Raw genomic sequence first — 21,662 nt, 5'->3', positions numbered from 1 at the left:
AATCAGTCCTTATTCTTGTGAAGCGTGATGCCGCGAAACCATCCGCCGGCCAGCAGTGGCACGTCTCGGGTCAGGGTCAGTTCCGGATGCGCGCCCAGTAGCGGCTCGAATTCGACGTCCGTGCGGGTGGCGAGTTGTCCCATCAGCGGACTCACCGCCCGCCGAAACCAGGCATTCTGTCCGGGGCGGAGGAATTTGTCGAAGATCAGAATCTGCCCACCGGGTTTGACGAGACGGCTGGCCTCGGCCAGTGCTGCTGCGGGATGAGGAACCACGGCCAAAATGAGATGCAGGATCACGGTATCGAACACCCCATCCGCGAACGGCGTGTTCATGGCATCCCCTTCGACGAGGGCAACCGGGCAAGGGGCATTCGCCGCGCGTGGCCGGGCCCGGTCCAGCATGGCGCGGGTCACGTCCAGCCCGATACAGCATCGGGGCGGTGCGTGGTTGGGCAGCAGTTCGATATCCAGCCCGCTGCCGACGCCCATCAGGCCGATGACCTGATTCGCCAGATCGGGCAGGGTCTCGAGGTTCGCGATGCGCGCCTGTCGGGTTGCCCGGCTCAGCATCCGATCGTAGATCGGTGCCCAGAGGGTGTAGGTTTGGCGAAGGCTCATGATGGCGGGACGCTGCCGGGTTCAGTGGAGGGGGCGATAGTCGCTGGGGGCTACGAGGTGAAAGATCGGGATACACACCTTGAACGAGTCGCCCTGTTCGTCGATGAAGCCATAGTCGCCCCACATCCGACCGGCCGGACTTTCGATCACGGCGCCGGATTGATAGCGATGCTCGGACTCGGGTGCGATCTTGGGTTGTTCGCCGACCACGCCGTCGCCTCGAACTTCCTGGATGCAGCCGTTGCCCATGTCGATCCGCCAGTGGCGGTTCATGAGCTGCACGGTCTGCTCGCCATGGTTGATGATGCGGATTTCGTATCCGAAGGCAAAGCGGTTGCTGTCCGGATCCGAGTGTTGCGGTACATAGACCGCACGGGGGATCACCTCGATGGCTTCCGCTCGGGGGTCGTTGGGTGCGTTGCAGAAAAAATCGTTGAGAAAACTCATGTCCTTAGTCACTCGTGTCCGTGCAGGCGCGGTCGACGAACCAGTCGGTGGGGCGGCGTCGGACCAGCTGGGCACAGGGCAGGTCGCTGTCCGGCTGCCGTATGGCCTGAAAGGCGGGCCTCTTGTCCGCGCCGGCCGTCAGAAAGCAGACATGCCGCGCCCGTTCGAATACCGGGAAAGTCAGGGTCAGCCGTTGGGTCGACAGCTGGGGTACCGGATTGACGACGACCCAGCGGTCGCGCTCCGTCAGGGCCGGCGTGCCGGGAAAAAGGGAGGCAAAATGGCCGTCCGTACCCATGCCGTTGAGCATCAGGTCGAACACGGGGCCCTCCGGTTCGGCCCACTCGGCGAGCAGGGCCTGGTAGCGATCGGCCTCGGCGTCGAGATCGCCCATGGGGGCGCTGATCATGGGGAACTGGTTGTCCCTGGGCAGGCCGAGCGGCACAAACAGATGGCGTTGGGCCATGCCGAAATTGCTGTCGGGATGACCCTGCGGCACGGCCCGTTCGTCGCCGAAATAGCAGTCGACGCGGCCCCAGTCGATTCGGTTGGCCAGTGCCGGACTGGCCAGATGGTCATACAGTGATTTGGGCGTACTGCCCCCTGCCAGCGCGATGCGTGCCCGGCCCCTTGCCTCGATGCTTTCTGCCAGCACGGATATCAGATGCTCGGCACAGGCCGCGACCAGTTGTTCGGGGCGTTCGCTTATCTGTATGTTCATGGCCGGATTCGTTGCTGCTCAGGTCTCGCTGATTGGGTCGAAACGGGGGCAGAAGTGCTGTCCCGTTCGACCGCGGTTAGGCGTTCGTGGTCGGTCTCGGCACGGACCGGGCCGCCTGGGCCAGGGCAACGAACCCCGATAGGGGGACTTGCTCGGCGCGAATACCCGGCTCGAGCCCCGCCTCACTGATTGTTGACGCTGGTAGCCAATGTTTCAAGTTGTTGCCGAGGGTTTTTCGCCGGTGGGCAAAGGCCTGGGCGACGATGTCGTCGAACAGCGACCAGAGGTCGGCCGGTACGCGGCGTTCGGCCAGGGGCGTGATACGAACGATGGCCGAATCCACCTTGGGGGGTGGGTTGAAGGCGGTGGGCGGAACCACGAACAGCGCCTCCACATCGGCCACGGCCTGAACCATGATGGACAGGCGGCCATAGTCGCGACTACCGGGGCCGGCGGCGAGCCGATCCACCACCTCCTTTTGCAGCATGAAAGTCATGTCCGCGACGAATCCGGCCTGGTCGAGCAGGTGGAAGATGAGCGGTGTGGCGATGTTGTAGGGCAAATTGCCGGCGATGCGCAGCTTGCCGTCCGCGGCCAGTGGGGCGAGATCGAGGGTCAGGGCATCCTGGGGCAGGATGGTCAGCCGTTCGTCGACCGAGGGCCCCAGCAGTTGCCGGCAGCGGGCACTGAGTTTCGGGATGATGTCCCGATCCAGCTCGACCACGGTCAGATGCGACAGGGGCTGGATGAGCTGGCAGGTCAGGGCGCCGAGGCCCGGCCCGATCTCGATCATGCGGTCGGAATGGCGAGGGCCGATGGCCGAAACAATGCGGGCGATGATGGCGTCATCGACCAGAAAGTTCTGACCGAAGCGCTTGCGGGCGCGGTGGCCGTCCTGGATGCCGGAAACGTTCAACGGTCTTGTTCCTGCCTGGCAAAAGGGGTGTGGGAATCAGGTTGCGTCATCGGCACCCGTCAGTGAAAGCGCCGCGCGGATGGCCGCCCGCAGCGATCCGCCCTGCGCCCGACCGGTTCCGGCAAGCGACAGGGCCGTGCCGTGATCGACGGAGGTTCGGATGATCGGCAGACCCAGGGTGATGTTGACCGCCTCGCCGAATCCGGCGTACTTCAGCACCGGCAGGCCCTGGTCGTGATACATGGCCAGCACGGCATCAGCCCCGTTCAGATGGGTCGGGGTGAACAACGTGTCCGCCGGCAGGGGGCCGATGGCCTGGATGCCTTCGCTGCGCGCCTGTTCCAGTGCGGGGCCGATCACCTCGATTTCTTCCCGACCCAGATGGCCGGATTCACCCGCATGGGGATTCAGCCCGGTGACAAGGATGCGCGGCTGCGATTTCTTGAGCCAGCGGGCCAGATCGGCGTGCAGGATGCGCAGAACCTGCAGGAGCGTATCGTACGTGATTGCTGCCGGTACGGCCGACAGGGGCAGGTGAGTGGTCGCCAGTGCCACGCGCAGCTGGTCTGCGGCGAGCATCATCACGGGGTGGCCACCCACGCGCTCGGCCAGATATTCGGTATGCCCGGAGAAAGCGATCCCCGCCTCGTTGATCACGCTTTTCTGGACAGGTGCCGTCACCATCGCCGCGAAGGCGCCCTGAACGCAGCCGTCCGCGGCACTGTCCAGCATCGCCAGGACATATCGGGCGTTGTGCGCATCCAGATGGCCTGCGCGGGCCGGCTGTGCCAAGGGGTGATGGTGGAACCGGATTACCCCTGCGGCGGTCGGTTGTTGCGGATCGTAGTCGGGCCAGTCGAAGGCGACGCCCAGTTGCGCGGCGCGATCGGCGAAGAGGTGACGGTCGCCCATCACCACGAGTTCGGCGGGGAATTCGGCGGGGGAGAGGGTCAGCAGCAGATCGGGGCCGATGCCGGCCGGTTCGCCGCTGGTGACCGCCAACCGCGGGATCATTGCGCGTCGTTCACGGTGCCGGTCAGGCGGTTGTCGATATAGGCTTCGGCACGCAGGCGACGGATGAAGTTGACGAGATCCTCGTCGGCACGGCGCTGGCCGATGGCCTGACGTGCCTGGGCGCGGAGCGATTCGGTGGATACCTTGACCTGACGGGTCTTCAACACTTTGAGGAAATGGAAGCCGAACTGGGTACGGAACACGGGGCTGATCTGGCCGACCGGGGTATTTTCCACCATGTCCGCGAATTCCGGCACCATGTCGGCCGGTTTGATCCAGCCCAGTTCGCCCCCTTGCGCTGCGGATCCCTTGTCGGCGGAGTACTGACGGGCAATATCCGCAAAACTTGCCTTGCCGGAGATGATTTCCTGGCGGAGCGTCTGGGCCTCTGCAGCGGCCTGCTGCGCGTTCATCTGGCTGGAAACCTGAATCAGAACATGCTCGACATCGTATTCGGTCAGGTCGGTGCTGCTCGGTGCACCGGTGCGTTCGCCCAGCAATTTTAGGATGTGGAAGCCGTTGGGGCTACGGATCAGGCCGCTCACCTCATCCGGTTTCATGGACTTGACCGTATCGATGAACAGGCTCGGGATGCGCGACAGGTCCCGCCAGCCGAGATCGCCGCCCTTGGTCGCGTCCGGCGCATCGGAGCGCTCGGCGGACACCTTGTCGAAGCTCTGACCGGACTTGAGAGACTCCAGAACGGCCTCGGCACGCTTCTTGGCCGTTTCGACCTGCTGGGGCGTGGCGTTCTCCGGCACGCTGATCAGGATCTGGGCCAGATGGTATTCGGTGGTGTCGGTGTTGGCGCCGGTGTACTGCTTCAGATAGTCGTCGACTTCACGATCCGAGATGTTGATGCGCTCGAAGACCTCGCGGCGCTTCAGGTCCTCGACGATGATCTGCTTGCGGATGGATTCGCGGTATTCGGGCCAGCTTTCGCCCTGGCGGACGACGGCCTGTTGCAGTTGCGGCAGACTCATGCCGTTGCGGCTGGCGATGCCGCTGAGCGCATCGTCCAGTCGGGTGTCGTCCACGGTAATGCCCAGCTGCTTGGCCCGTTGCAGTTCGACCTCCTCGGTGATCATGCGGTCGAGCACGCGCTCTTCGAGCTGCTTGCGATCCTGCGGGGAGAGGCTGGCCACGTTGACTTGGCTGGCGACCCGCTTGAGCTGTTCGATGAGTTGACGTTGGGTGATGACGCTCTCGTTGACCACGGCCACGATGCGGTCGAGCATCTCGGCGCCAGCCAGGGGATTGGTTGGGGGTTCGGCCGGGTACGCGGCGCCGCCGAACAGCAGCGCGGTGGTCAGGGCCAGTCCGAGGATCGGTTTTGCGGCACGGCGTGAAAGGGGACTATTGAAGCGTTTGGCTGGCATAGAGATGATCCGGATCGCTGGCATGGGTATTCGGGGTAAGCACAATAACAAATTGTCGGCAATATGGGCATCCTGCCCGACGACAGTCGCCAAACCGGGTTTGGCCGGCCGTCGTCATGGCCTTCAGGGATCGTAGCCGAGAATTTCCCGCTGCAATCCGCGGCGTTTGCCAAAGGCACCCAATCCCTTGAGTTCCACTTCGAAAATGATGGCATTGGAATAATTGACGGGGTTCGCCGTGGCGGTGATCGTCTGCGGCGAGACGACGTACCGCTTGAGGGCGATGCGGGTCGCCCAGCAACAGGAGTCGTATCCGACGCCCAGCAGGGATTGCACGATCTTCTTCTGGGTGAAATCGTAGCCCAGACGGCCGAGAATCTGCCAGTGCGGACTGGCCTGCCAGGCAAAGGAGATATCGGTCTGGCGATACGGTGCGGTGTAGTCCTGGGGCTTGGTGAAGTAGCTCAGGTTGGCCACGCTGCCGTGATCGGTCCGATAGCCCAGACGGGTCTGGGTGCGTCCGATATGGCCCGAATCCGTGTCGTATTCCGCCGTAAAGGCGCCGTTCCAGTTTCGGGTGATGTCCGAATAGGCTTCGGCGACCACGGTCGTGCCGCCTTGGGCGGCTATTGGCGTCACGCGACTTTCCCGGAAGTTGTAGCGCTGGGCAACTCGCAGACTCAGGGGTTCGGTGCCTTCCTGAACATCGATCAGCGACCAGGACATGCCATAGGTCAGGGCGTTCGCGTCGCTGATCCGGTCGCCGCCCGAGAAACGGTTGGCCGTGAACAGTTGGCTGTAGCTGAGGTCGGTCAGGCCGGTATCGAAGAGCGGAATGGCGTTCTGGTCACGATAGGGCACGTTCAGGTAGTACAGCCGGGGTTGCAGTTCGGCCCGGTAGCGTCCGCTGCTGCCATAGGCGCGTTCGAAATACAGTTTCGCATCCACGCTGGTGATCGGCAGCACCCGATTGGGGTGTGTCTGGGGATCGGCCGAACCGTACAGCGGATCGTTCACGCCCCGGGTCAGCTGATAGGTGGTGGCATCCAGCGTCAGACGCGGGGTGACTTCGTACCAACTGGAACGATAGACGTGATAGAGCGACGGCGCGACATGCAGTCGATCGCCGACGGTATTGCCGCTGTCCGGGTGGGAGAATCGGGTGACGTCCGCGCTCAGGGACAGGCTGACCGGACCGAAATCCCAGCCGCGGACGGCGGTGAGTCGTGGCATGATCCGGTAGGGATAGGCCGACTCCGGGATCAGTGGGTTGACGGTCTGATAGCGGAGCGCAAATAGACCGAGACCCCATCCGCCTGCCTGGGTATTCAGCGTGAACTGGCTGGCCAGGTTGTCGGTGACGGACTGGGTGAGATTGGTCGAGAAATCCCGGAAGAATTGGTTGTCCGAAACCCGATTGATGGTCAGGCTGTAATTCAGGTTGGGATTGATCTGTGCCCGATCCTTGAGGGCCAGTGACCAGCGTCGGTCACCGTAGACGCGGTCGTGCGGCAACCAGAATACGTTGACCTGATCGCGTCCGAGTCCCGATCCGCCGAAGGTGTGCAGGTAGCGGAATTCGGTATCCAGCCCGAGTCCGCGCCGCGTGAACAGGTGCGGGCCGATCGTGGCGTCCATATCGGGTGCAATGTTCCAGTAGATCGGCTGGGCGTATTCCAGCCCGCCGGTCGTACTGCTGCCGAATGAAGGCAGGAGAAATCCGCTCTGACGCTGCTTGTCGAGCGAGAACGTCCAGTACGGGAAGTAGAAAATGGGGACGCCGCCCGCATGGAGTACCGCATCGCGAGCGACGCCTTTGCCGCTTGCCCGGTCGAGGGTGATGCGGCGGGCGGCGATATCCCAGGAGCGGTGATCGGGCGGGCAGGTCGAATAGTCCGCCGAGTTCAGCTGATAGGTCGACGCGCTTTGCTGTTCCACCTGAGCGGCGGTGCCCGTTGCCTGCCGGGTGGCCAGCCAGTATCGGGTGTCGCTGAGTTGCCCCTGATGCATTTGGGGCAGCAGCCAGCCCCGTTTGGCCTGAATGATGAAGTCCGGGGTCTCGTACCACAGGTTGCCCGAACCGGTGATTTTCTCGGCGGGCTTCTTCCGGTACGTCAGTTCGTCGCCAGTCACGCGGTCCGTGGGGCGCTGAATCAGCGCGTCACCGGTCATGTTGATCGTGCCATCCTGAGCCAGCCGGATATGATCGGCAGTCGCCTGGGTCGGCGTATCGATCGGCTGGATCGGGAGCGGCGGCCGGTCGGGGCCGAAGGGTGGGCAGAGCACGAAGTCCGGATTGACGTTGTCGTCGGTCGAGGCTGCCCAGCCTCCGGTCGGGGATAGGCCATACATGCCCGCAACGATCGCCAGCGCCAGCACGCGTACCGAGAACACGCGCCGGGTTATCCCGGTGCTGGTGTCATGGTGCGGATGCGCGGTCTGGGTCGGCAGCGGGGACATGCGGCGACTCACGACTGCATGCGTTCGATCACGTCGTGGAAGTCGTCGGTAATGGTGTCGATGGGGCGGGTGCCGTCGATGCGATGCAGCTTGCCCTGCTGTTCGTAGAACGCGATCAGGGGTTCGGTCTGCTGTTCGAACACCGTGAGTCGCTTGCTCACGGTGGCTTCGTTGTCGTCGTCGCGCTGGATCAGCGGGCCGCCGCAGGCATCACAGACATTCGGTTCCTTGCTCGGATGGGTGTAACGGTTGAAGACCGCACCGCAGCTGGCGCAGGTCTGACGTCCGGTCAGGCGACGCAGGAGATCCGCGAAGGGAACGTCGAGCAGGATGGCGGCTTCCAGCGTCTGGTTCAGTTCGCCGAGCAGCTCGTCCAGGGCGGCCGCCTGGGCGAGGTTGCGCGGGAAGCCGTCCAGAATGTAACCGCGCTGGGTGTCGGCCTGGTTCAACCGTTCCTTGATCATGCCGAGGACAATGTCGTCGCTCACGAGCTGGCCGTTGTCCATCGCTGCCTTGGCGGCTACGCCGAGCGGGGTGCCCGCCGCAACGGCAGCGCGCAGGAGGTCGCCGGTGGAAATCTGGATGACGCCATAGTGGTCGACCAGTTTTTTAGCCTGAGTGCCTTTGCCGGAGCCGGGGGCACCGAGAAGAACGATACGCATGAGCGGGTTTTCCTGAAAAATCGAAAGAGTTGGTTGTTGCCAGCGGAACCGGCGCGATAAAAATAAAGTCCGTATAATACGCAAAGTTTGTGTCCGGGCGGTATGCGCGTGTATCCGCCCGTTGCTTTATTTATCCACCTATCTGTTCCGTTTTCAGGAGAAAAACATGGATTTAGCCAAGATTCCCGCCGGCAAGGCGACCCCAGAAGATATTTTCGTCGTGATCGAAATCCCGGCTCAGGGTGCTCCGATCAAGTACGAAGTGGACAAGGATTCGGGTGCCCTGCTGGTGGATCGGTTTATGGCGACGGCCATGTTCTACCCGGCCAACTACGGCTTCATCCCGAACACCCTGTCGGATGACGGTGATCCGGTCGACGTGCTGGTGGTTACGCCGACCCCCCTGATGCCCGGTTCCGTCATTCGTGCCCGTCCCGTGGGCATGCTGAAAATGACGGACGAATCCGGCGTGGATGCGAAGATCGTCGCCGTGCCGCACGGCAAGCTGACGCCCCTGTACAACGACATTCAGGAAGCCACGGACCTGCCGGAGCTGCTGCTGGGGCAGATCAAGCACTTCTTCGAGCAGTACAAGGCGCTGGAAGCCGGCAAATGGGTCCGTGTCGACGGTTGGGCGGACAAGGCGGCGGCCTGTGCGGAGATCGATGCGTCCATCGCGCGTCATACCGCTTCCTGATTGCACTTGCGGCCAAGGAGCGCGCTGATCCGGTGTCATGAGTATTCGTGATTCTCTACGCGATTCGCAGCGCGATGCCCTGAACGATCGTAGCCGCAGTCGGCGCATCTTCCGGCGCCGGGTGCTTCTGGCCGCACTCATCGCATTAATCGTCTTCTCGGTGCTGATCTGGCGGGCGGCGTTCCTCCAGGTCGACCGTCACGCGCACTTTTCCGAACTGGCGGAGAAGAACCGGATTCGGACGTTGGTCATTCCCCCCGAACGGGGTCGGATCTTCGACGACGGCGGGCGGGTCGTCGCGGGCAACATCGCGACGTTCCAGGCACAGATCACGCCGGAAGACGCCACGAATCTCAAGAACGAGCTGGCCATCCTGCAGGATGTGCTCAGTCTCGACGCCGATACGCTTCACGATCTGCGGGAGCGCATCCGGTTCGGTCGGTCGTTCGATCCCGTTCTGGTCAAGTCCGATCTCACCCCCTACGAGAAGGCCAAGCTGGCGCAGCTCCAGCCCTGGCTGCCGGGTGTCGAGATCGTGTCCAGCCTGAAACGGGTGTATCCCTACAGCCATCTGTTGGCCCATGTCGTGGGTTACGTGGGGCGGATCAACGTGGCCGATCTCAAGCGGATCAACCCGGATTTGTACCAGGGGACGCAATACATCGGGAAATCGGGGATCGAGCGCCAGTACGAGGATCTGCTCCATGGTACGCCGGGACACAAGGAAGTGGAGGTGGATGCCCTCGGTCGGGTGGTGAAGGTGCTGCACATCACCCCGGCCATTCCGGGCAAGGATATTCACCTGACGCTCGACGTGCCGCTGCAGGGCATTGCGGCAGCCGCGCTGGGCACCTACAGCGGCGCCGTGGTGGTGGAGGATCCGCGCACCGGGGCGATCAAGGCGATGGTGTCCCGCCCGAGTTTCGATCCGAACCTGTTCGTCGACGGCATCAGTCGCAAGAATTACCAGGCATTGCTGAACGACCCCGAGCGGCCGCTCTACGACCGAGCCATCACGGCGACCTATCCGCCCGGATCGACGATCAAGCCGGTGATGGGGCTGGCCGGCCTGCAATACGGGTTGCTGGATCCGAACAAGAAGTTTTTTGCCGGCCCGTATTTCCAGATTCCCGGCGATAGCCACCATTATCGCGACTGGCGCAAATGGGGGCATGGCTGGGTGAACCTGGACCAGGCGATTACCCAGTCCTGCGACGTATATTTCTACGATCTGGCTTATCGGATGGGGATCGACAAGTTGCACGATTTCCTCACCGAGTTCGGCCTGGGCGAGAAGACTGGCATCGATCTGCCCGGCGAGTCCTCCGGCCTCGTGCCCTCCCGTGCCTGGAAACGGAAGACCAAGGGGCAGGGCTGGTACCCCGGCGAAACGGTGATTGCGGGGATCGGTCAGGGCTATATGTTGTCGACCGTCCTGCAACTGGCGCAGACGGCGTCGATTCTGGCCGAATCCGGCAAGCGTCATCGGCCCTGGCTCGTCAAGAACAACGAGGAAAAGGAACCGCCGATCGAGCTCAAGAGCCCGAGTTTCTGGCAGGATGTCCGCCATGGCATGCTGGATGTGGTGAACAGTCCGCATGGCACGGCACGCCGAATCGCCGCGCCGTACTTGATCGCCGGCAAGACCGGTACCGCACAGGTGTTCACGGTGGCGCAAAACGCCCAGTACAACGCCAAGGAACTGGCGAAGAAACTGCACGATCATGCGGTGTTCATCGCATTCGCGCCCTACGACGATCCCAAGATTGCCGTGGCGGTGCTGGCGGAACATGGGGGTAGCGGATCGGGCACGACGGCGCCGATGGCCCGGAAGGTGATGGATTACTATCTCGGATATCAGCCCAGTCAGACCGTTAAGCCGGAGTTTGTTCAACATGGGGATTAAGGACCATCGCGGACGCCCGCGGACGCCCGATCGGCTGGATTCGGCCACCGGCCTGGCCGGACGGCAGGATGCATTGCGTGTGCCCGGTCAGCTGTTCGGGGTGTTGCGTCGGATCCGTTACGACCCGGTCCTGCTTTTTTTCCTGATGCTGATTGCGGCCATCGGTCTTGTGGCCGGTTATTCCGCCTCGGAGCAGAGTGTGGTCTGGGTCGAGAAAAGCGCGTTCCGTTTTGCCTTGGCTTTCCTGTTGATGCTGGTGATCGCCCAGATCCCGCAGCGGGTCTTCTTCGCGGTCGCGCCCTGGCTGTTCGTCAGTGTGGTGCTGATGTTGGTGGCTGTCTGGCTGGTGGGGGATATCGGCAAGGGCGCCCGACGCTGGCTGGATCTCGGGTTCATCCGGTTTCAGCCGGCCGAGATGCTGAAAATCGGTATGCCGATGATGTTGGCCTGGTTCCTGGCGAAGCGGCCCTTGCCGCCGCGATTCCTCGACGTGGTGGTCGCCCTGACCCTGCTGGCGGTGCCCACCGTGCTGATCGTGATGCAGCCGGACCTGGGCACGGCGATTCTGGTGATGATGGCGGGCCTCTTCGTGCTGTTCTTCGCCGGCCTGTCCTGGTACTACGTGCTCGCCTTCGTGGCCGCCGTTTCCGCGGCGGCGCCGCTGATGTGGTTCTACGTCATGCACGATTATCAGAAGGAACGGGTGCTCACGCTCTTCAACCCGATGGCCGATCCGCTGGGGGCGGGCTACCACACGATCCAGTCCATGATCGCCATCGGTTCGGGGGGTATCTGGGGCAAGGGCTGGTTGCAGGGGACGCAGTCGCACCTGAACTTCCTGCCCGAGGGCACCACGGACTTCATTCTCGCGGTCTATGCCGAGGAGTTCGGGTTGATGGGGCTGATCATCCTGTTCAGTCTCTACCTGGCGGTGATCTGGCGCGGGCTCTATATCGCCGCCTATGCGGAGTCCGTGGCCGGGCGTCTGTTGGCGGCGGCCATTTCCATGACCTTCCTCGTGTACGTGTTCGTGAACGCCGGCATGGTGATCGGCATTCTTCCGGTCGTTGGCGTTCCGTTGCCCTTGATGAGCTATGGCGGCACGGCACTCGTGACCATCATGATCGCCTTGGGTATGCTGATGAGTATTCGCACACAGCGCAGCTTTTTGGGGCATGAACGATGAGCAACCGGGGCGACGAACGATCGAAGGGTTTTGGGGTAATCGGGCGAGGACTGATTGCCGGGCTACTGGGGCTGGCATCCGGGCTCGGTACAGTGCAGGCGGACCCGTCCCCGGGGCAGTACGCGCAGCGCGCCGATGTCCGGGCGTTTGCGGCGGAGGCCGCACAGAAATCGGGCATTCCTCAGGCGGAAATCCAGCAGTGGCTGGATGACGCGCGCTACCAGCAGAGCATCGTCGATGCCATGAATCGGCCGGCCGAGTCGAAGACTTGGGCTCAGTACCGCCCGATTTTCATCACGCCCAAGCGCATCGCAGAGGGGGTCGCGTTCTGGGATGCCCATGCCGACCTGCTGACGCAGATTTCCGAAAAGTACGGCGTCTCGCCGGCAATCATCGTGGCGATCGTCGGCGTGGAAACCTTCTATGGCCGGCGCATGGGTACCTATCGGGTGATCGATGCACTGGCCACGCTGGGATTCGATTATCCGAAGCGCGGCGCCTTCTTCCGGGGGCAGTTGATCGATTTCTTCAAGATGGCGAGCGCGGACCACCTCAACATCAACGATGCGGTCGGCAGCTATGCGGGGGCAGTGGGCATGCCCCAGTTCATTCCGTCCAGCTATCTCGCGTTTGCGATCGACGGGGATGGCGACGGCCGGGCGGATCTCTGGCACAGTCCGGCGGACGTGTTCGCGAGCGTCGCCAACTATTTCGCCAAGCACGGCTGGGTGCACGACGGCCCGGTCGGTTTCCCGATTGAGGTCACGACCCAGCAGGCAGCCCTCGAGCCCTATCTGAATACGGGCCGTAATCTGACCCCCAGGGTGACGGTTGGACAGTTGCGGGCCATGGGCATCGCGTTGCCGAAGGATCTGTATCTGCCCGATCAGGAAAAGGTCATGGTGTTCACCCTGACCGGGCCGGACAAGGTCGAATACTGGGTCGGGCTGGACAACTTCTACGTGATCACCCGCTACAACCACAGCACGCTCTATGCCATGGCGGTCTGGCAGTTGAGTCAGGCGATCACTGCCGCCCGGGCGACGACTCAGGCAGCGTCCCAGGCAACACCCCAGGCCGATGACGGAACCACGGGGGACGACAAGCCGTGAGGGGAGCGAACATGGGCGATGCCCATCGATCCTTTCTGTGGCGCGGCGGGGTGGTTGGTCTCCTTGTGCTGCTGTTCATGCTGGCCGGTTGCTCCACGGGACCTCGGCTTAACCCGAACGAGGCCGCGACCGAAAATGCGACGCCGCGCTTTGAGAGCCAACCCAGCCGCCTGAACCCGCCCGCGTATGAAGTGAATGGTCGCACTTATCGGGTGTTGGCCAGCAACAATGGCTATGACGAGCAGGGGGTCGCGTCCTGGTATGGACCGAATTTCCAGAGCCGTCCGACCGCCAGCGGCGAGCGGTACAACATGTATGCGATGACGGCGGCACACAAGACCCTGAGGATTCCATCCTACGTGCAGGTAACGAATCTGGAAAACGGCAAGCAGGTCGTGGTTCGGGTGAACGATCGCGGACCGTTCGTGTCGAACCGCATCATCGATCTGTCCTATGCCGCGGCGCGCAAGATCGGCATGCTGGGACGGGGCACGGCCATGGTCGATGTCCGGGTGGTCACGCCCGATCAGCCTGCCGCGCCCGTACCCGTCACCGTGGCAAACCGAACCGTATCCGCGCCGCCGATGCCGGCGCGCATCCCACCGGTGAGCGGCGGTTCCTCGGCAGCATCGCTTCCGCATGCCGTATGGGGTTCGGACGTCTATATCCAGGTGGGCGCCTTTGGCGAGATTGGCCACGTGATGGACGCCCGCCGTCGCCTGGAACAGGCAAATATCGGACCGGTACTGACCGTGCCGGTCGGTTCCTTGAGCCGGGTCCGTGTCGGACCGATTCCCTCTCTGGAGGCATTCGACCGGACGATGGATCAGCTCAGAAGAATTGGTTTTGAAAACGCGCAGATGGTGGTTGAACAATGATGGTTAAGTTTGGGTATCGGTTGAGTCGGGCAATGACAAACGCAGCAATCCTGCGTTCGGGGATGCGCATTTTCGCGGCTGCCGTGATCTCGACGTCGCTGATGTCGACGGTGATGGCGGCGGAACCGGTCCCCGATGCGCCGGCAGCCATGCCGATTCCCGGCGCTCCGGTGCTTTCCGCCCGGTCCTACATCCTGCTGGATGCCAATACCGACCAGACGATCGTCGAGAAAAACGCCGATCAGCCGGTGCCGCCGGCCAGCATCACCAAGCTGATGACGTCCTATCTCGTGTTCAGTGCCCTGAAATCCGGTCAGATTCACCTGACCGACATGGTCACCATCAGCAAGAATGCCTGGCAGATGCAGGGTTCGAAGATGTTCATCGAGGTTGGCAAGCAGGTCAGTGTCGAGAACCTGTTGCGCGGCATGATCGTGCAATCCGGCAACGATGCGGCCACCGCCCTGGCGGAATATGTCGGTGGCAACCAGGCCACCTTCGTTTCCGAAATGAATGCCACGGCGAAGAAGCTGGGTATGACGCATACGCATTACGAGGATCCCACCGGTTGGCCCGCCCCTGGCCATGTGATGTCGGCACGGGATATCAGTATCCTGTTCGATGATCTCGTCCGGCGATTCCCCGAGTACTACCACGAGTTCTTCCGGCAGAAGGAGTTCACCTGGAACGGGATCAAGCAATACAACCGGGAGAAATTGCTGTTCCGCGACAACTGGGTAGATGGCGGAAAAACCGGTCATACGGATGAAGCGGGCTTCTGTCTCGCAACCTCGGGGCAGCAGAATGGCATGCGTCTGATTGCCGTGGTGCTCGGCACGGAGAGCGACGAGGCGCGCAACAACGAGGCCGAAGCGTTGCTGAACTATGGCTTCCGCTTTTTCGAAAATGTCCCGGTGCGTAAGGCGGGTGACGTCCTGGCGACGCCGGCCGTTTACAAGGGCGTCAGTAACAGTGTGCCGGTTGGCTTGGCCAAGGACATGATCGTGCTGGTGCCGAAGGACCAGGCGAAGAACGTGACGGTATCCATGACGCTGAAGCCCAAGCTCATTGCGCCGCTGTCCGTGGATCAGCCGGTCGGCACGATCACCGTGAAGCAGGGGGACAAGGTCATTGCGACCCGCGACGTGGTTGCGCTCAAGGCGGTGCCGAAGGGCGGTTTCTTCAAGAGCATGGTGGACAGCGTCAAGTTGTGGTTCTGACCGAATCCCGGTGGCGTATTAGGCAGAACATGACGGGATCGCCGACGCCCTCGCGGTTTGTCGGTCGTCCCGATTTTTTACTTTGGACGGATCATGACGCAGGTTTATTTCAATGGTCGTTGGGTGGCGCCGGAACAGGCCCAGGTGTCGGTATTCGATCGGGGATTCCTGTTCGGTGACGGAGTGTACGAGGTCATCCCGGTTTTCGCGGGGCGTTCATTCGGACTGATGGAACATATCGATCGACTGGGCCGAAGCCTGGCGGCAATCGACATTCGGGAACCGCTTGAACGGCACGAATGGATCGCGATCATCGAGCGACTGGTCCGGGATTGCCCGAGTCCGGACGTGTCGATCTACATCCAGGTGACGCGCGGTACGGCGCCCAAGCGCGACCATGCCTACCCGAACCCGCCCGTGGCGGCGACGGTGCTGGCCAGTGCCAGTCCGATGGCAGCCCTGTCCGAGACGATCCGCCGAGAGGGTGCGCGGGCGATCACGGTCCCCGATCTGCGCTGGGCGCGTTGCGACATCAAGAGCGTCAATCTGCTGCCGAACATCATGGCTCGCCAACAGGCCGTGGCGGCCGGTGCCAGCGAGGCGATTCTCGTGCGGGACGGCATGGCTCTGGAGGGCGCGGCCTCGAACCTGTTCGCGGTTATCGACGGCGCGCTGCACACGGCACCGCTCGGTCCGCATATCCTGGGCGGGATCACCCGCCAGAAGCTGCTGGAAATGCTGCGTGCCCAGGGTCAGTTAGCGGTGGTCGAGTCGGCCATTCCCCTGGATCGCCTCTTCGATGCCAGTGAAGTGTTCGTTACGAGTTCCACGCGCGATCTGTTACCGATCACCCGGATCGATGAGCGACCGGTGGGCGATGGGCGGATCGGTCCGGTCTGGACGACCTTGAACCGGGATTTCCAACAGATGAAGACAGAGCAGGTGGTGTGATGAGCGATTTTGAGACGGACAAGTCCCGCGCCGAGCAGGCGCATGCCGCGGCGGTCAAGGCCGAGGAAGCGGCGCTTGAGCGGGAAACCCTGATCGAATTTCCCTGCCAGTTTCCCATCAAGATCATGGGTCCGGCTACGGATGCCTTCATGGCGGATATCCGCGCGGTCGTCGACACCCATTCGCCGGGTTTGCCGGAATCGGCCTGGACGATCCGGCCGAGCGCCAAGGGCAATTTCGTGGGCATGACCGTGATGGTCGCGGCCGTCTCCCAGAGTCAGCTGGATGCCATCTATCGCGGCATCACCGCACACCCCGATGTCAAGATGTGCCTCTGAGGCTGCTTCGGCATCGGTTGTCCCGAACCCCGTCCTTCGCGATCTGGGCCGTGCCTGCGATTTCGCGACCATCCATCGGCAGATGGTCGAGTTCACCCGGCAACGGGATTCGACAACACCCGACGAATACTGGTACCTGACGCATGCCCCCGTGTTCACCCAGGGGTTGAACGGCCGGCCTGAACATGTGCTGGATCCCGGGGGGATTCCCGTGGTGCCGACCGACCGGGGCGGTCAGGTCACCTATCACGGTCCGGGGCAGCTCGTGCTGTATACCCTGGTCGACCTGGCCCGTCGCGGGATAGGCGTGCGGGAGTGGGTGTCCCGCTTGGAACAGTCGATCATCGACGTTCTCGCGACGTTCGGGGTGTCGGCCGAGCGACTTTCGGGCGCCCCCGGTGTCTACGTGTCCGGTGCCAAGATCGCGGCGCTGGGGCTTAAGGTTCGCCAGGGCCGCTGCTATCATGGCCTGTCGTTCAATATCGATATGGATCTTGCGCCGTTTGCGCGGATCAACCCCTGCGGCATGGCGCGCCTGCCCGTCACGCAGCTGCGCGATGTCTGTGCCGAGGGCGCGACGGCATCCGCCTTGTCCATTGAGGGCATCGCGCGTCAACTGGTCGAGCTGCTGTCGGCCCCGGGCGATTGAGCCTCGACAGCCGGACCGTCGCCATTCCTTGAGTTTTCCTGCCAGAGCCTGCTTTTATGTCCGAAAATACCCTGCCACCGATGGATCGACCGACACCTGCCATGCGCTCCGCGGACAAGGTGTCGCGCATCCCGGTGAAAATCGAGCCGACCGTCGTGATGCCGCGCAAGCCGGAGTGGATTCGTGCTCGCCCGCAGGGCGGCGCGCAGGTCCAGCGCCTCAAGAAGATCCTGCGGGATCAGGGGCTGCATACGGTCTGCGAGGAGGCCAACTGCCCGAATCTCGGCGAGTGCTTCGACGGCGGTACCGCCACCTTCATGATTCTGGGCGACATCTGTACGCGTCGGTGCCCGTTCTGCGATGTCGCACACGGCAAACCGCGTCCGGTCGATGCCGAGGAACCGACGCGCCTGGCGGAAACCGTCGCGGCCATGGGCCTCACGTATGTCGTGATCACCTCGGTGGATCGGGACGATCTGCGCGATGGCGGCGCGGCCCATTTCGCGGCCGTAATCCGGGCCCTGCGCGAACGCTGCCCAAGCCTCACCATCGAGATCCTGACGCCGGATTTTCGGGGGCGCGAGGAAGTCGCCATCGACATCCTGGCGAATGACCCGCCGGATGTGTTCAACCACAACCTCGAAACGGTGCCGTCGCTGTATCGCGCGGCCCGGCCGGGCGCGGATTACCTCGGCTCGCTGCGTTTGCTGCAGACCATGAAGGCCCGTTGTCCCGAGGTGCCCACCAAATCCGGTCTGATGCTGGGCCTGGGCGAGACGGACGATCAGCTGCGGGCGGTGCTTGCGGATATGCGTGCGCATCAGGTGGACATGCTCACGCTTGGCCAGTATCTGCAGCCTTCCCGTAACCACCTGCCGGTGAAGCGGTTCGTCACGCCGGATCAGTTCGCTGCCTTCGCGCGCGAGGCCGAGTCGATGGGCTTCAGCCATGTGGCCAGCGGTCCGATGGTTCGGTCTTCCTATCATGCGGATCGGGGTGGGCAAATCGCCCTGACTCAGGTTGCGGCAGACGCGTGACATGAAGCGGGTATCCGCCCTCGATGAGGTCGATGCGAAGGTATCCGTGTTCGATCGTGCCGAGCAGCTGCAGGCCGCGGCGGCCTCGGTCGGTTTCGACTGGCCGGATCTGGCGGCCGTGCAGGACAAGCTGCACGAGGAAGTAGCCGAGTTGGCTGCCGCCCTCCAGAGCGGCGACTCGGCGGCGATCGAGGACGAGGCAGGGGATGTGCTGTTCGCGCTGATCAATCTGCTGCGCAAGGCAGGGTTGAACCCGGCATCGGCTCTGGCATCGACGAACGGGAAATTCACGCGACGCTTCCAGGCCATGGAGCAGGCGGCCTGGTCCGAAGGCAGCGATCTGTCGCGGGAGCCCCTGGCCCGACAGCTGGCACGGTATCGGTTGGCGAAGGCCGAATGCCTTGACCATTAGCATTCCCTTGTTTACCGTACGGACCTCTTGAGCATGGCCGACTGACCCGCGGTCCGTGATCCGCGATTGTCGACGGCAATCCGGCACCCAAAGCCATGCTTGCGCCGACCTGTTCTTTCATCGTGCATCGACGTACGGATATCGCCATGTTTCATCTTCTGGGCCTGAATAACGCGGGCAACACACGTACCGAACTTCTGTCGGGCCTGACCGTCGCCCTGGCCCTGGTGCCGGAAGCGGTGGCCTTCGCCTTCGTGGCGCACGTCAGTCCGATCATGGGTTTGTATGGTGCGTTCATCATGGCCTTCATTGCGGCGGCTTTCGGCGGTCGACCGGGGATGATCTCCGGGGCGACCGGGTCGACGGCCGTGGTCATGGTGGGCCTCGTGGTGACGCATGGCGTGCAGTACCTGCTGGCGGCCCTGGTGCTGATGGGCGTGATCCAGATCGCCGTGGGCCTGTTCCGTCTGGGCAAGTACATCCGGATCGTGCCCTATCCCGTTTTCCTGGGGTTCGTAAACGGCCTGGCGATCGTGATATTCATGGCGCAGCTGGAGCATTTCAAGACCAAGGGCGCCGATGGACAGATGCACTGGATCACCGGTCAGCCCCTGGCCATCATGGCCGGGTTGATCGTGGTCACCATGGCGATTGCTCATTTCCTGCCCAAGTTCACCAAGGCGGTGCCTGCCGCGCTGGTGGCCATCGTGGTCACCAGCCTCCTGGCCATCGGGCTCGGGCTCGATACGAAGTCCGTCGGTGACCTCTCGTCCATCGCGGGTGACCTGCCGCAATTCCATCTGCCCGATTTTCCGCTGACCTGGGATGCCTTCATGACGGTGTTGCCCTATTCGCTGATCATGGCCGGGGTCGGGTTGATCGAGTCGTTGCTCAGTCTGCAGCTCGTGGACGACCTGACGGAAACCCGCGGCCAACCGAACCGGGAATGCGTGGCGCAGGGGCTGGGCAACATGACCAGCGGTTTTTTCGGCGGCATGGGCGGTTGCGCGATGGTCGGACAGACGATCATCAATGTGGAGTCCGGCGGGCGCGGGCGGCTGTCCGGCATGGTGGCGGGGATTTTCCTGCTGATGTTCATCCTGTTCCTTTCGCCATTGATCGAGAGGATCCCGCTCGCCACGCTGGTCGGCATCATGTTCATGGTGGTGATCGGCACGTTCGAATGGGGCTCGCTGCGCCTGTTCGGCAAGGTGCCGCGCCAGGATATTTTCGTCGGCATTCTGGTGGCGCTCGTGACGGTGGTGACGGATCTGGCGATCGCGGTGATCACGGGCGTGATCGTGTCGGCACTGGTCTTTGCCTGGGCGCATGCCCGAGAATTGCGGATTACCTCCGAATCGACGCCGGAAGGTAGTCGCGTCTATCGCATCAAGGGACCGTTGTTCTTCGCGTCCACTGCCCAGTTCGCCGAGTCCTTCGATTTTCGCAACGACCCCGACGATGTGATTCTGGATTTCGCCGATTCCCGGGTTGTCGATCATTCCGCGCTGGAGGCCATCGACAATCTGGCCGAGAAATACCGCTGCGTGGGCAAGCAGCTCCACCTGCGGCATTTGTCGCCGGAGTGCCGCTCGTTGCTCAAGAAGGCCGGGGATCTCGTGGAGGTCAATATTCAGGAGGATCCGCTCTACCACGTGGCCGACGAGGTCCGCTAACGCACTTGGGGTGTCAGTTCCAGCAGATTCTGTCCCGCCCCGAATCCTTGGCCGCGTACAGCGCATTGTCTGCACGTTCCATCAGATGACTGATCGTCCGGTCGCTCAGCAGGGCGCAGGTCGCACCGATGCTGGCGGTAATGTGGATCGGGGCATCAATCCCGATGTCGAATGCCCGATTGCGGACTGTCTGCAGAATGCGTGTCCCGATTTCCTGTGCCTGCTCCACTGAGGTTTCATCCAGGATCACGATGAACTCCTCGCCACCGAGTCGGCCGCATTGGTCAATTTCGCGTAGTTGGTGTTGGACGCATTCGACCAGCTGGACGAGCAGTCGATCGCCGGCGATATGGCCATGCTGATCGTTGATTCTCTTGAAGAAATCCAGATCCAGGATAAACAGGACCAGCGGGTGGCGGTAGCGCAGGTATCGTTTATGGGCGTAATCGAGCTGCTCGAGGATCGTGCGGCGATTGGCGATGCCGGTCAGTTCGTCGGTGGTCGCTCGACGCTCGAGCTCGCGTTCCAGGTTGCGGCGTTCGGTGATGTCCCGCCAGATGCCTTCGACCCCGGCATATTTGCCCTCTTCGTCGAGTATGACGGTGCTGCTGATCGAGATGTCGATAATCTTGCCGTCCTTGCGTCGCATCTGTCCCGGGAAGTCGCGCACGAAGCCTTCGCGTAGGATCGCCTCCTTGAGTACCTGCCGGTCGCTCGGATCCGGATAGAAATCGGCGGCAGGTCGGCCCATGATTTCCTCTGCACTGAACCCCAATACCTGTTTGACGGCAGGGCAGACATAGCGGGTGATGCCTTCGGCATCCGTGCGGTAGAACACGTCCTGCATGGTGTTCATCATGCGTTGGAATTGTTCGTCGGTTTCCCGCAGGCGCGCCTCCATCGCCGTACGCTCGGTCATATCCATGAACGCGGCGAGGAGGCTGATTTCCCCTTGAAAAATGTAGGTCGTACTGGTCATGCCGATGACCACGAGATTGCGCTTGCAGGTGTAAATCCGATATTCGGTGGGCGGGTTGGTGTAAGGGCCTTCTTCTGCCCGTCGGACGCGGGCCAGAACGCGTTGCTGATCGAGGGGATGAATGAATTCGTTGATCGAGTGGCCCAGAATCTCTTCTGGATTCGCGGCCTCGAAAAGCTTCTGAGCCGCCGGGTTGGCGTAGACCACCGTGTCCCGATTCACGATCACCACGCAGACGGGCAGATGATCGAGTATATCCGGTGGAACCGAGGTGATGCCGAGGTTCATGAGTAACCTTCCCGGGCCGGATGGCGGCATGCGCGTATCATCTGCCGTCGTTGATCGGCGCCTTCACGGAGATCTTTCTGTGGGCTTGATCGACCCACAAGCCCCCTGTTTCTC

At 62.6% G+C, this 21,662-nt stretch carries 21 protein-coding genes; 12 read left to right on the top strand and 9 right to left on the bottom strand.

The genetic code is table 11. The annotated features are described in order from the left end of the window. Positions 1 to 2 precede the first annotated feature (2 nt). The 8 genes from A9404_RS06060 to A9404_RS06025 form a co-directional block, all read right to left on the bottom strand. Complete coding sequence (locus tag A9404_RS06060; protein ID WP_066099361.1) at positions 3 to 620, bottom strand: class I SAM-dependent methyltransferase; 618 nt, start codon at positions 618 to 620, stop codon at positions 3 to 5. A gap of 21 nt (positions 621 to 641) precedes the next feature. Next, positions 642 to 1,067 (bottom strand): Co2+/Mg2+ efflux protein ApaG, encoded by a 426-nt coding sequence (gene apaG / locus A9404_RS06055; protein ID WP_066099360.1) that lies wholly within the window; start codon positions 1,065 to 1,067, stop codon positions 642 to 644. A 4-nt stretch (positions 1,068 to 1,071) separates the two neighbouring features. Continuing rightward, entirely contained in the window at positions 1,072 to 1,788 is a 717-nt protein-coding gene (pgl, locus tag A9404_RS06050) for a 6-phosphogluconolactonase (protein ID WP_066099359.1), read from the bottom strand. Between the two features lie 76 nt (positions 1,789 to 1,864). Then, on the bottom strand, positions 1,865 to 2,704 hold the full coding sequence (rsmA, locus tag A9404_RS06045) for a 16S rRNA (adenine(1518)-N(6)/adenine(1519)-N(6))-dimethyltransferase RsmA (protein ID WP_231880958.1): 840 nt from the start codon (positions 2,702 to 2,704) through the stop codon (positions 1,865 to 1,867). Between the two features lie 36 nt (positions 2,705 to 2,740). Then, complete coding sequence (gene pdxA / locus A9404_RS06040; protein WP_066099358.1) at positions 2,741 to 3,718, bottom strand: 4-hydroxythreonine-4-phosphate dehydrogenase PdxA; 978 nt, start codon at positions 3,716 to 3,718, stop codon at positions 2,741 to 2,743. Next, positions 3,715 to 5,097 carry a peptidylprolyl isomerase gene (locus A9404_RS06035; RefSeq protein ID WP_197490451.1) on the bottom strand — a complete coding sequence of 461 codons (1,383 nt, stop codon included), beginning with the start codon at positions 5,095 to 5,097 and terminating at the stop codon, positions 3,715 to 3,717. Before A9404_RS06035 ends, pdxA begins: the two co-directional genes overlap by 4 nt. A 123-nt stretch (positions 5,098 to 5,220) precedes the next feature. Next, entirely contained in the window at positions 5,221 to 7,557 is a 2,337-nt protein-coding gene (locus A9404_RS06030; RefSeq protein ID WP_066099357.1) for an LPS-assembly protein LptD, read from the bottom strand. An 8-nt stretch (positions 7,558 to 7,565) separates the two neighbouring features. Next, complete coding sequence (locus A9404_RS06025; protein ID WP_066099356.1) at positions 7,566 to 8,219, bottom strand: adenylate kinase; 654 nt, start codon at positions 8,217 to 8,219, stop codon at positions 7,566 to 7,568. 166 nt (positions 8,220 to 8,385) lie between these two features. On the opposite strand from A9404_RS06025, the gene ppa reads away from it, so the two are divergent. From ppa to A9404_RS05965, 12 genes are all read left to right on the top strand, one after another. Beyond that, entirely contained in the window at positions 8,386 to 8,916 is a 531-nt protein-coding gene (ppa, locus tag A9404_RS06020) for an inorganic diphosphatase (protein WP_066099355.1), read from the top strand. Between the two features lie 37 nt (positions 8,917 to 8,953). Next, positions 8,954 to 10,822 (top strand): penicillin-binding protein 2, encoded by a 1,869-nt coding sequence (gene mrdA, locus A9404_RS06015; RefSeq protein WP_082922780.1) that lies wholly within the window; start codon positions 8,954 to 8,956, stop codon positions 10,820 to 10,822. Further along, entirely contained in the window at positions 10,812 to 12,008 is a 1,197-nt protein-coding gene (rodA, locus tag A9404_RS06010; RefSeq protein ID WP_257736851.1) for a rod shape-determining protein RodA, read from the top strand. The genes mrdA and rodA overlap by 11 nt, the downstream gene beginning before the upstream one ends. Beyond that, on the top strand, positions 12,005 to 13,120 hold the full coding sequence (mltB, locus tag A9404_RS06005; protein WP_066099354.1) for a lytic murein transglycosylase B: 1,116 nt from the start codon (positions 12,005 to 12,007) through the stop codon (positions 13,118 to 13,120). Before rodA ends, mltB begins: the two co-directional genes overlap by 4 nt. A gap of 11 nt (positions 13,121 to 13,131) precedes the next feature. Next, the gene (locus A9404_RS06000) at positions 13,132 to 13,998 is read left to right on the top strand and encodes a septal ring lytic transglycosylase RlpA family protein (RefSeq protein ID WP_066099353.1); all 867 of its coding nucleotides are present in this window, start codon (positions 13,132 to 13,134) and stop codon (positions 13,996 to 13,998) included. Positions 13,999 to 14,030: 32 nt separating this feature from the next. Continuing rightward, a complete protein-coding gene (locus tag A9404_RS05995; protein ID WP_231880957.1) occupies positions 14,031 to 15,218 on the top strand; it encodes a D-alanyl-D-alanine carboxypeptidase family protein in 1,188 nt (395 codons plus the stop codon). Between the two features lie 93 nt (positions 15,219 to 15,311). Beyond that, positions 15,312 to 16,169 (top strand): D-amino acid aminotransferase, encoded by an 858-nt coding sequence (locus A9404_RS05990; RefSeq protein ID WP_066099352.1) that lies wholly within the window; start codon positions 15,312 to 15,314, stop codon positions 16,167 to 16,169. After that, complete coding sequence (locus tag A9404_RS05985) at positions 16,169 to 16,507, top strand: YbeD family protein (protein WP_082922778.1); 339 nt, start codon at positions 16,169 to 16,171, stop codon at positions 16,505 to 16,507. The genes A9404_RS05990 and A9404_RS05985 overlap by 1 nt, the downstream gene beginning before the upstream one ends. Further along, on the top strand, positions 16,488 to 17,156 hold the full coding sequence (gene lipB, locus A9404_RS05980) for a lipoyl(octanoyl) transferase LipB (RefSeq protein ID WP_066099351.1): 669 nt from the start codon (positions 16,488 to 16,490) through the stop codon (positions 17,154 to 17,156). The genes A9404_RS05985 and lipB overlap by 20 nt, the downstream gene beginning before the upstream one ends. Positions 17,157 to 17,212: 56 nt before the next feature. Beyond that, on the top strand, positions 17,213 to 18,193 hold the full coding sequence (gene lipA, locus A9404_RS05975) for a lipoyl synthase (protein WP_066099350.1): 981 nt from the start codon (positions 17,213 to 17,215) through the stop codon (positions 18,191 to 18,193). 1 nt (position 18,194) lies between these two features. Further along, positions 18,195 to 18,605, top strand: coding sequence for a MazG nucleotide pyrophosphohydrolase domain-containing protein (locus A9404_RS05970; RefSeq protein WP_066099349.1), 411 nt, complete (start codon positions 18,195 to 18,197; stop codon positions 18,603 to 18,605). Positions 18,606 to 18,751: 146 nt separating this feature from the next. Continuing rightward, positions 18,752 to 20,281, top strand: a complete 1,530-nt coding sequence (locus A9404_RS05965; RefSeq protein ID WP_066102891.1) for a SulP family inorganic anion transporter — start codon at positions 18,752 to 18,754, stop codon at positions 20,279 to 20,281. A gap of 13 nt (positions 20,282 to 20,294) precedes the next feature. Here the strand turns inward: A9404_RS05965 and A9404_RS05960 are convergent, their stop codons facing one another. Further along, positions 20,295 to 21,548 (bottom strand): GGDEF domain-containing protein, encoded by a 1,254-nt coding sequence (locus A9404_RS05960; protein WP_066099348.1) that lies wholly within the window; start codon positions 21,546 to 21,548, stop codon positions 20,295 to 20,297. Between the last annotated feature and the right edge of the window lie 114 nt (positions 21,549 to 21,662).

It is taken from the genome of Halothiobacillus diazotrophicus (assembly GCF_001663815.1).
In the GTDB taxonomy this organism is placed as follows: Bacteria; Pseudomonadota; Gammaproteobacteria; order Halothiobacillales; family Halothiobacillaceae; genus Halothiobacillus; species Halothiobacillus diazotrophicus.
This window is presented reverse-complemented; position numbering and strand designations above follow the sequence as displayed.

Bases quoted from the DNA above. Each gene is read 5' to 3' on its own strand.
- A9404_RS06000 (WP_066099353.1), top strand. From the start codon at position 13,132: ATGGGCGATGCCCATCGATCCTTTCTGTGGCGCGGCGGGGTGGTTGGT.
- mltB (WP_066099354.1), top strand. From the start codon at position 12,005: ATGAGCAACCGGGGCGACGAACGATCGAAGGGTTTTGGGGTAATCGGG.
- lipB (WP_066099351.1), top strand. From the start codon at position 16,488: ATGTCAAGATGTGCCTCTGAGGCTGCTTCGGCATCGGTTGTCCCGAAC.
- pgl (WP_066099359.1), bottom strand. From the start codon at position 1,788: ATGAACATACAGATAAGCGAACGCCCCGAACAACTGGTCGCGGCCTGT.
- A9404_RS06035 (WP_197490451.1), bottom strand. From the start codon at position 5,097: ATGCCAGCCAAACGCTTCAATAGTCCCCTTTCACGCCGTGCCGCAAAA.
- A9404_RS05985 (WP_082922778.1), top strand. From the start codon at position 16,169: ATGAGCGATTTTGAGACGGACAAGTCCCGCGCCGAGCAGGCGCATGCC.
- mrdA (WP_082922780.1), top strand. From the start codon at position 8,954: ATGAGTATTCGTGATTCTCTACGCGATTCGCAGCGCGATGCCCTGAAC.
- ppa (WP_066099355.1), top strand. From the start codon at position 8,386: ATGGATTTAGCCAAGATTCCCGCCGGCAAGGCGACCCCAGAAGATATT.
- A9404_RS05965 (WP_066102891.1), top strand. From the start codon at position 18,752: ATGTTTCATCTTCTGGGCCTGAATAACGCGGGCAACACACGTACCGAA.
- A9404_RS05995 (WP_231880957.1), top strand. From the start codon at position 14,031: ATGACAAACGCAGCAATCCTGCGTTCGGGGATGCGCATTTTCGCGGCT.
- A9404_RS05990 (WP_066099352.1), top strand. From the start codon at position 15,312: ATGACGCAGGTTTATTTCAATGGTCGTTGGGTGGCGCCGGAACAGGCC.
- A9404_RS06030 (WP_066099357.1), bottom strand. From the start codon at position 7,557: ATGTCCCCGCTGCCGACCCAGACCGCGCATCCGCACCATGACACCAGC.
- A9404_RS06025 (WP_066099356.1), bottom strand. From the start codon at position 8,219: ATGCGTATCGTTCTTCTCGGTGCCCCCGGCTCCGGCAAAGGCACTCAG.
- pdxA (WP_066099358.1), bottom strand. From the start codon at position 3,718: ATGATCCCGCGGTTGGCGGTCACCAGCGGCGAACCGGCCGGCATCGGC.
- rodA (WP_257736851.1), top strand. From the start codon at position 10,812: ATGGGGATTAAGGACCATCGCGGACGCCCGCGGACGCCCGATCGGCTG.
- lipA (WP_066099350.1), top strand. From the start codon at position 17,213: ATGTCCGAAAATACCCTGCCACCGATGGATCGACCGACACCTGCCATG.
- A9404_RS05970 (WP_066099349.1), top strand. From the start codon at position 18,195: ATGAAGCGGGTATCCGCCCTCGATGAGGTCGATGCGAAGGTATCCGTG.
- apaG (WP_066099360.1), bottom strand. From the start codon at position 1,067: ATGAGTTTTCTCAACGATTTTTTCTGCAACGCACCCAACGACCCCCGA.
- A9404_RS05960 (WP_066099348.1), bottom strand. From the start codon at position 21,548: ATGAACCTCGGCATCACCTCGGTTCCACCGGATATACTCGATCATCTG.
- A9404_RS06060 (WP_066099361.1), bottom strand. From the start codon at position 620: ATGAGCCTTCGCCAAACCTACACCCTCTGGGCACCGATCTACGATCGG.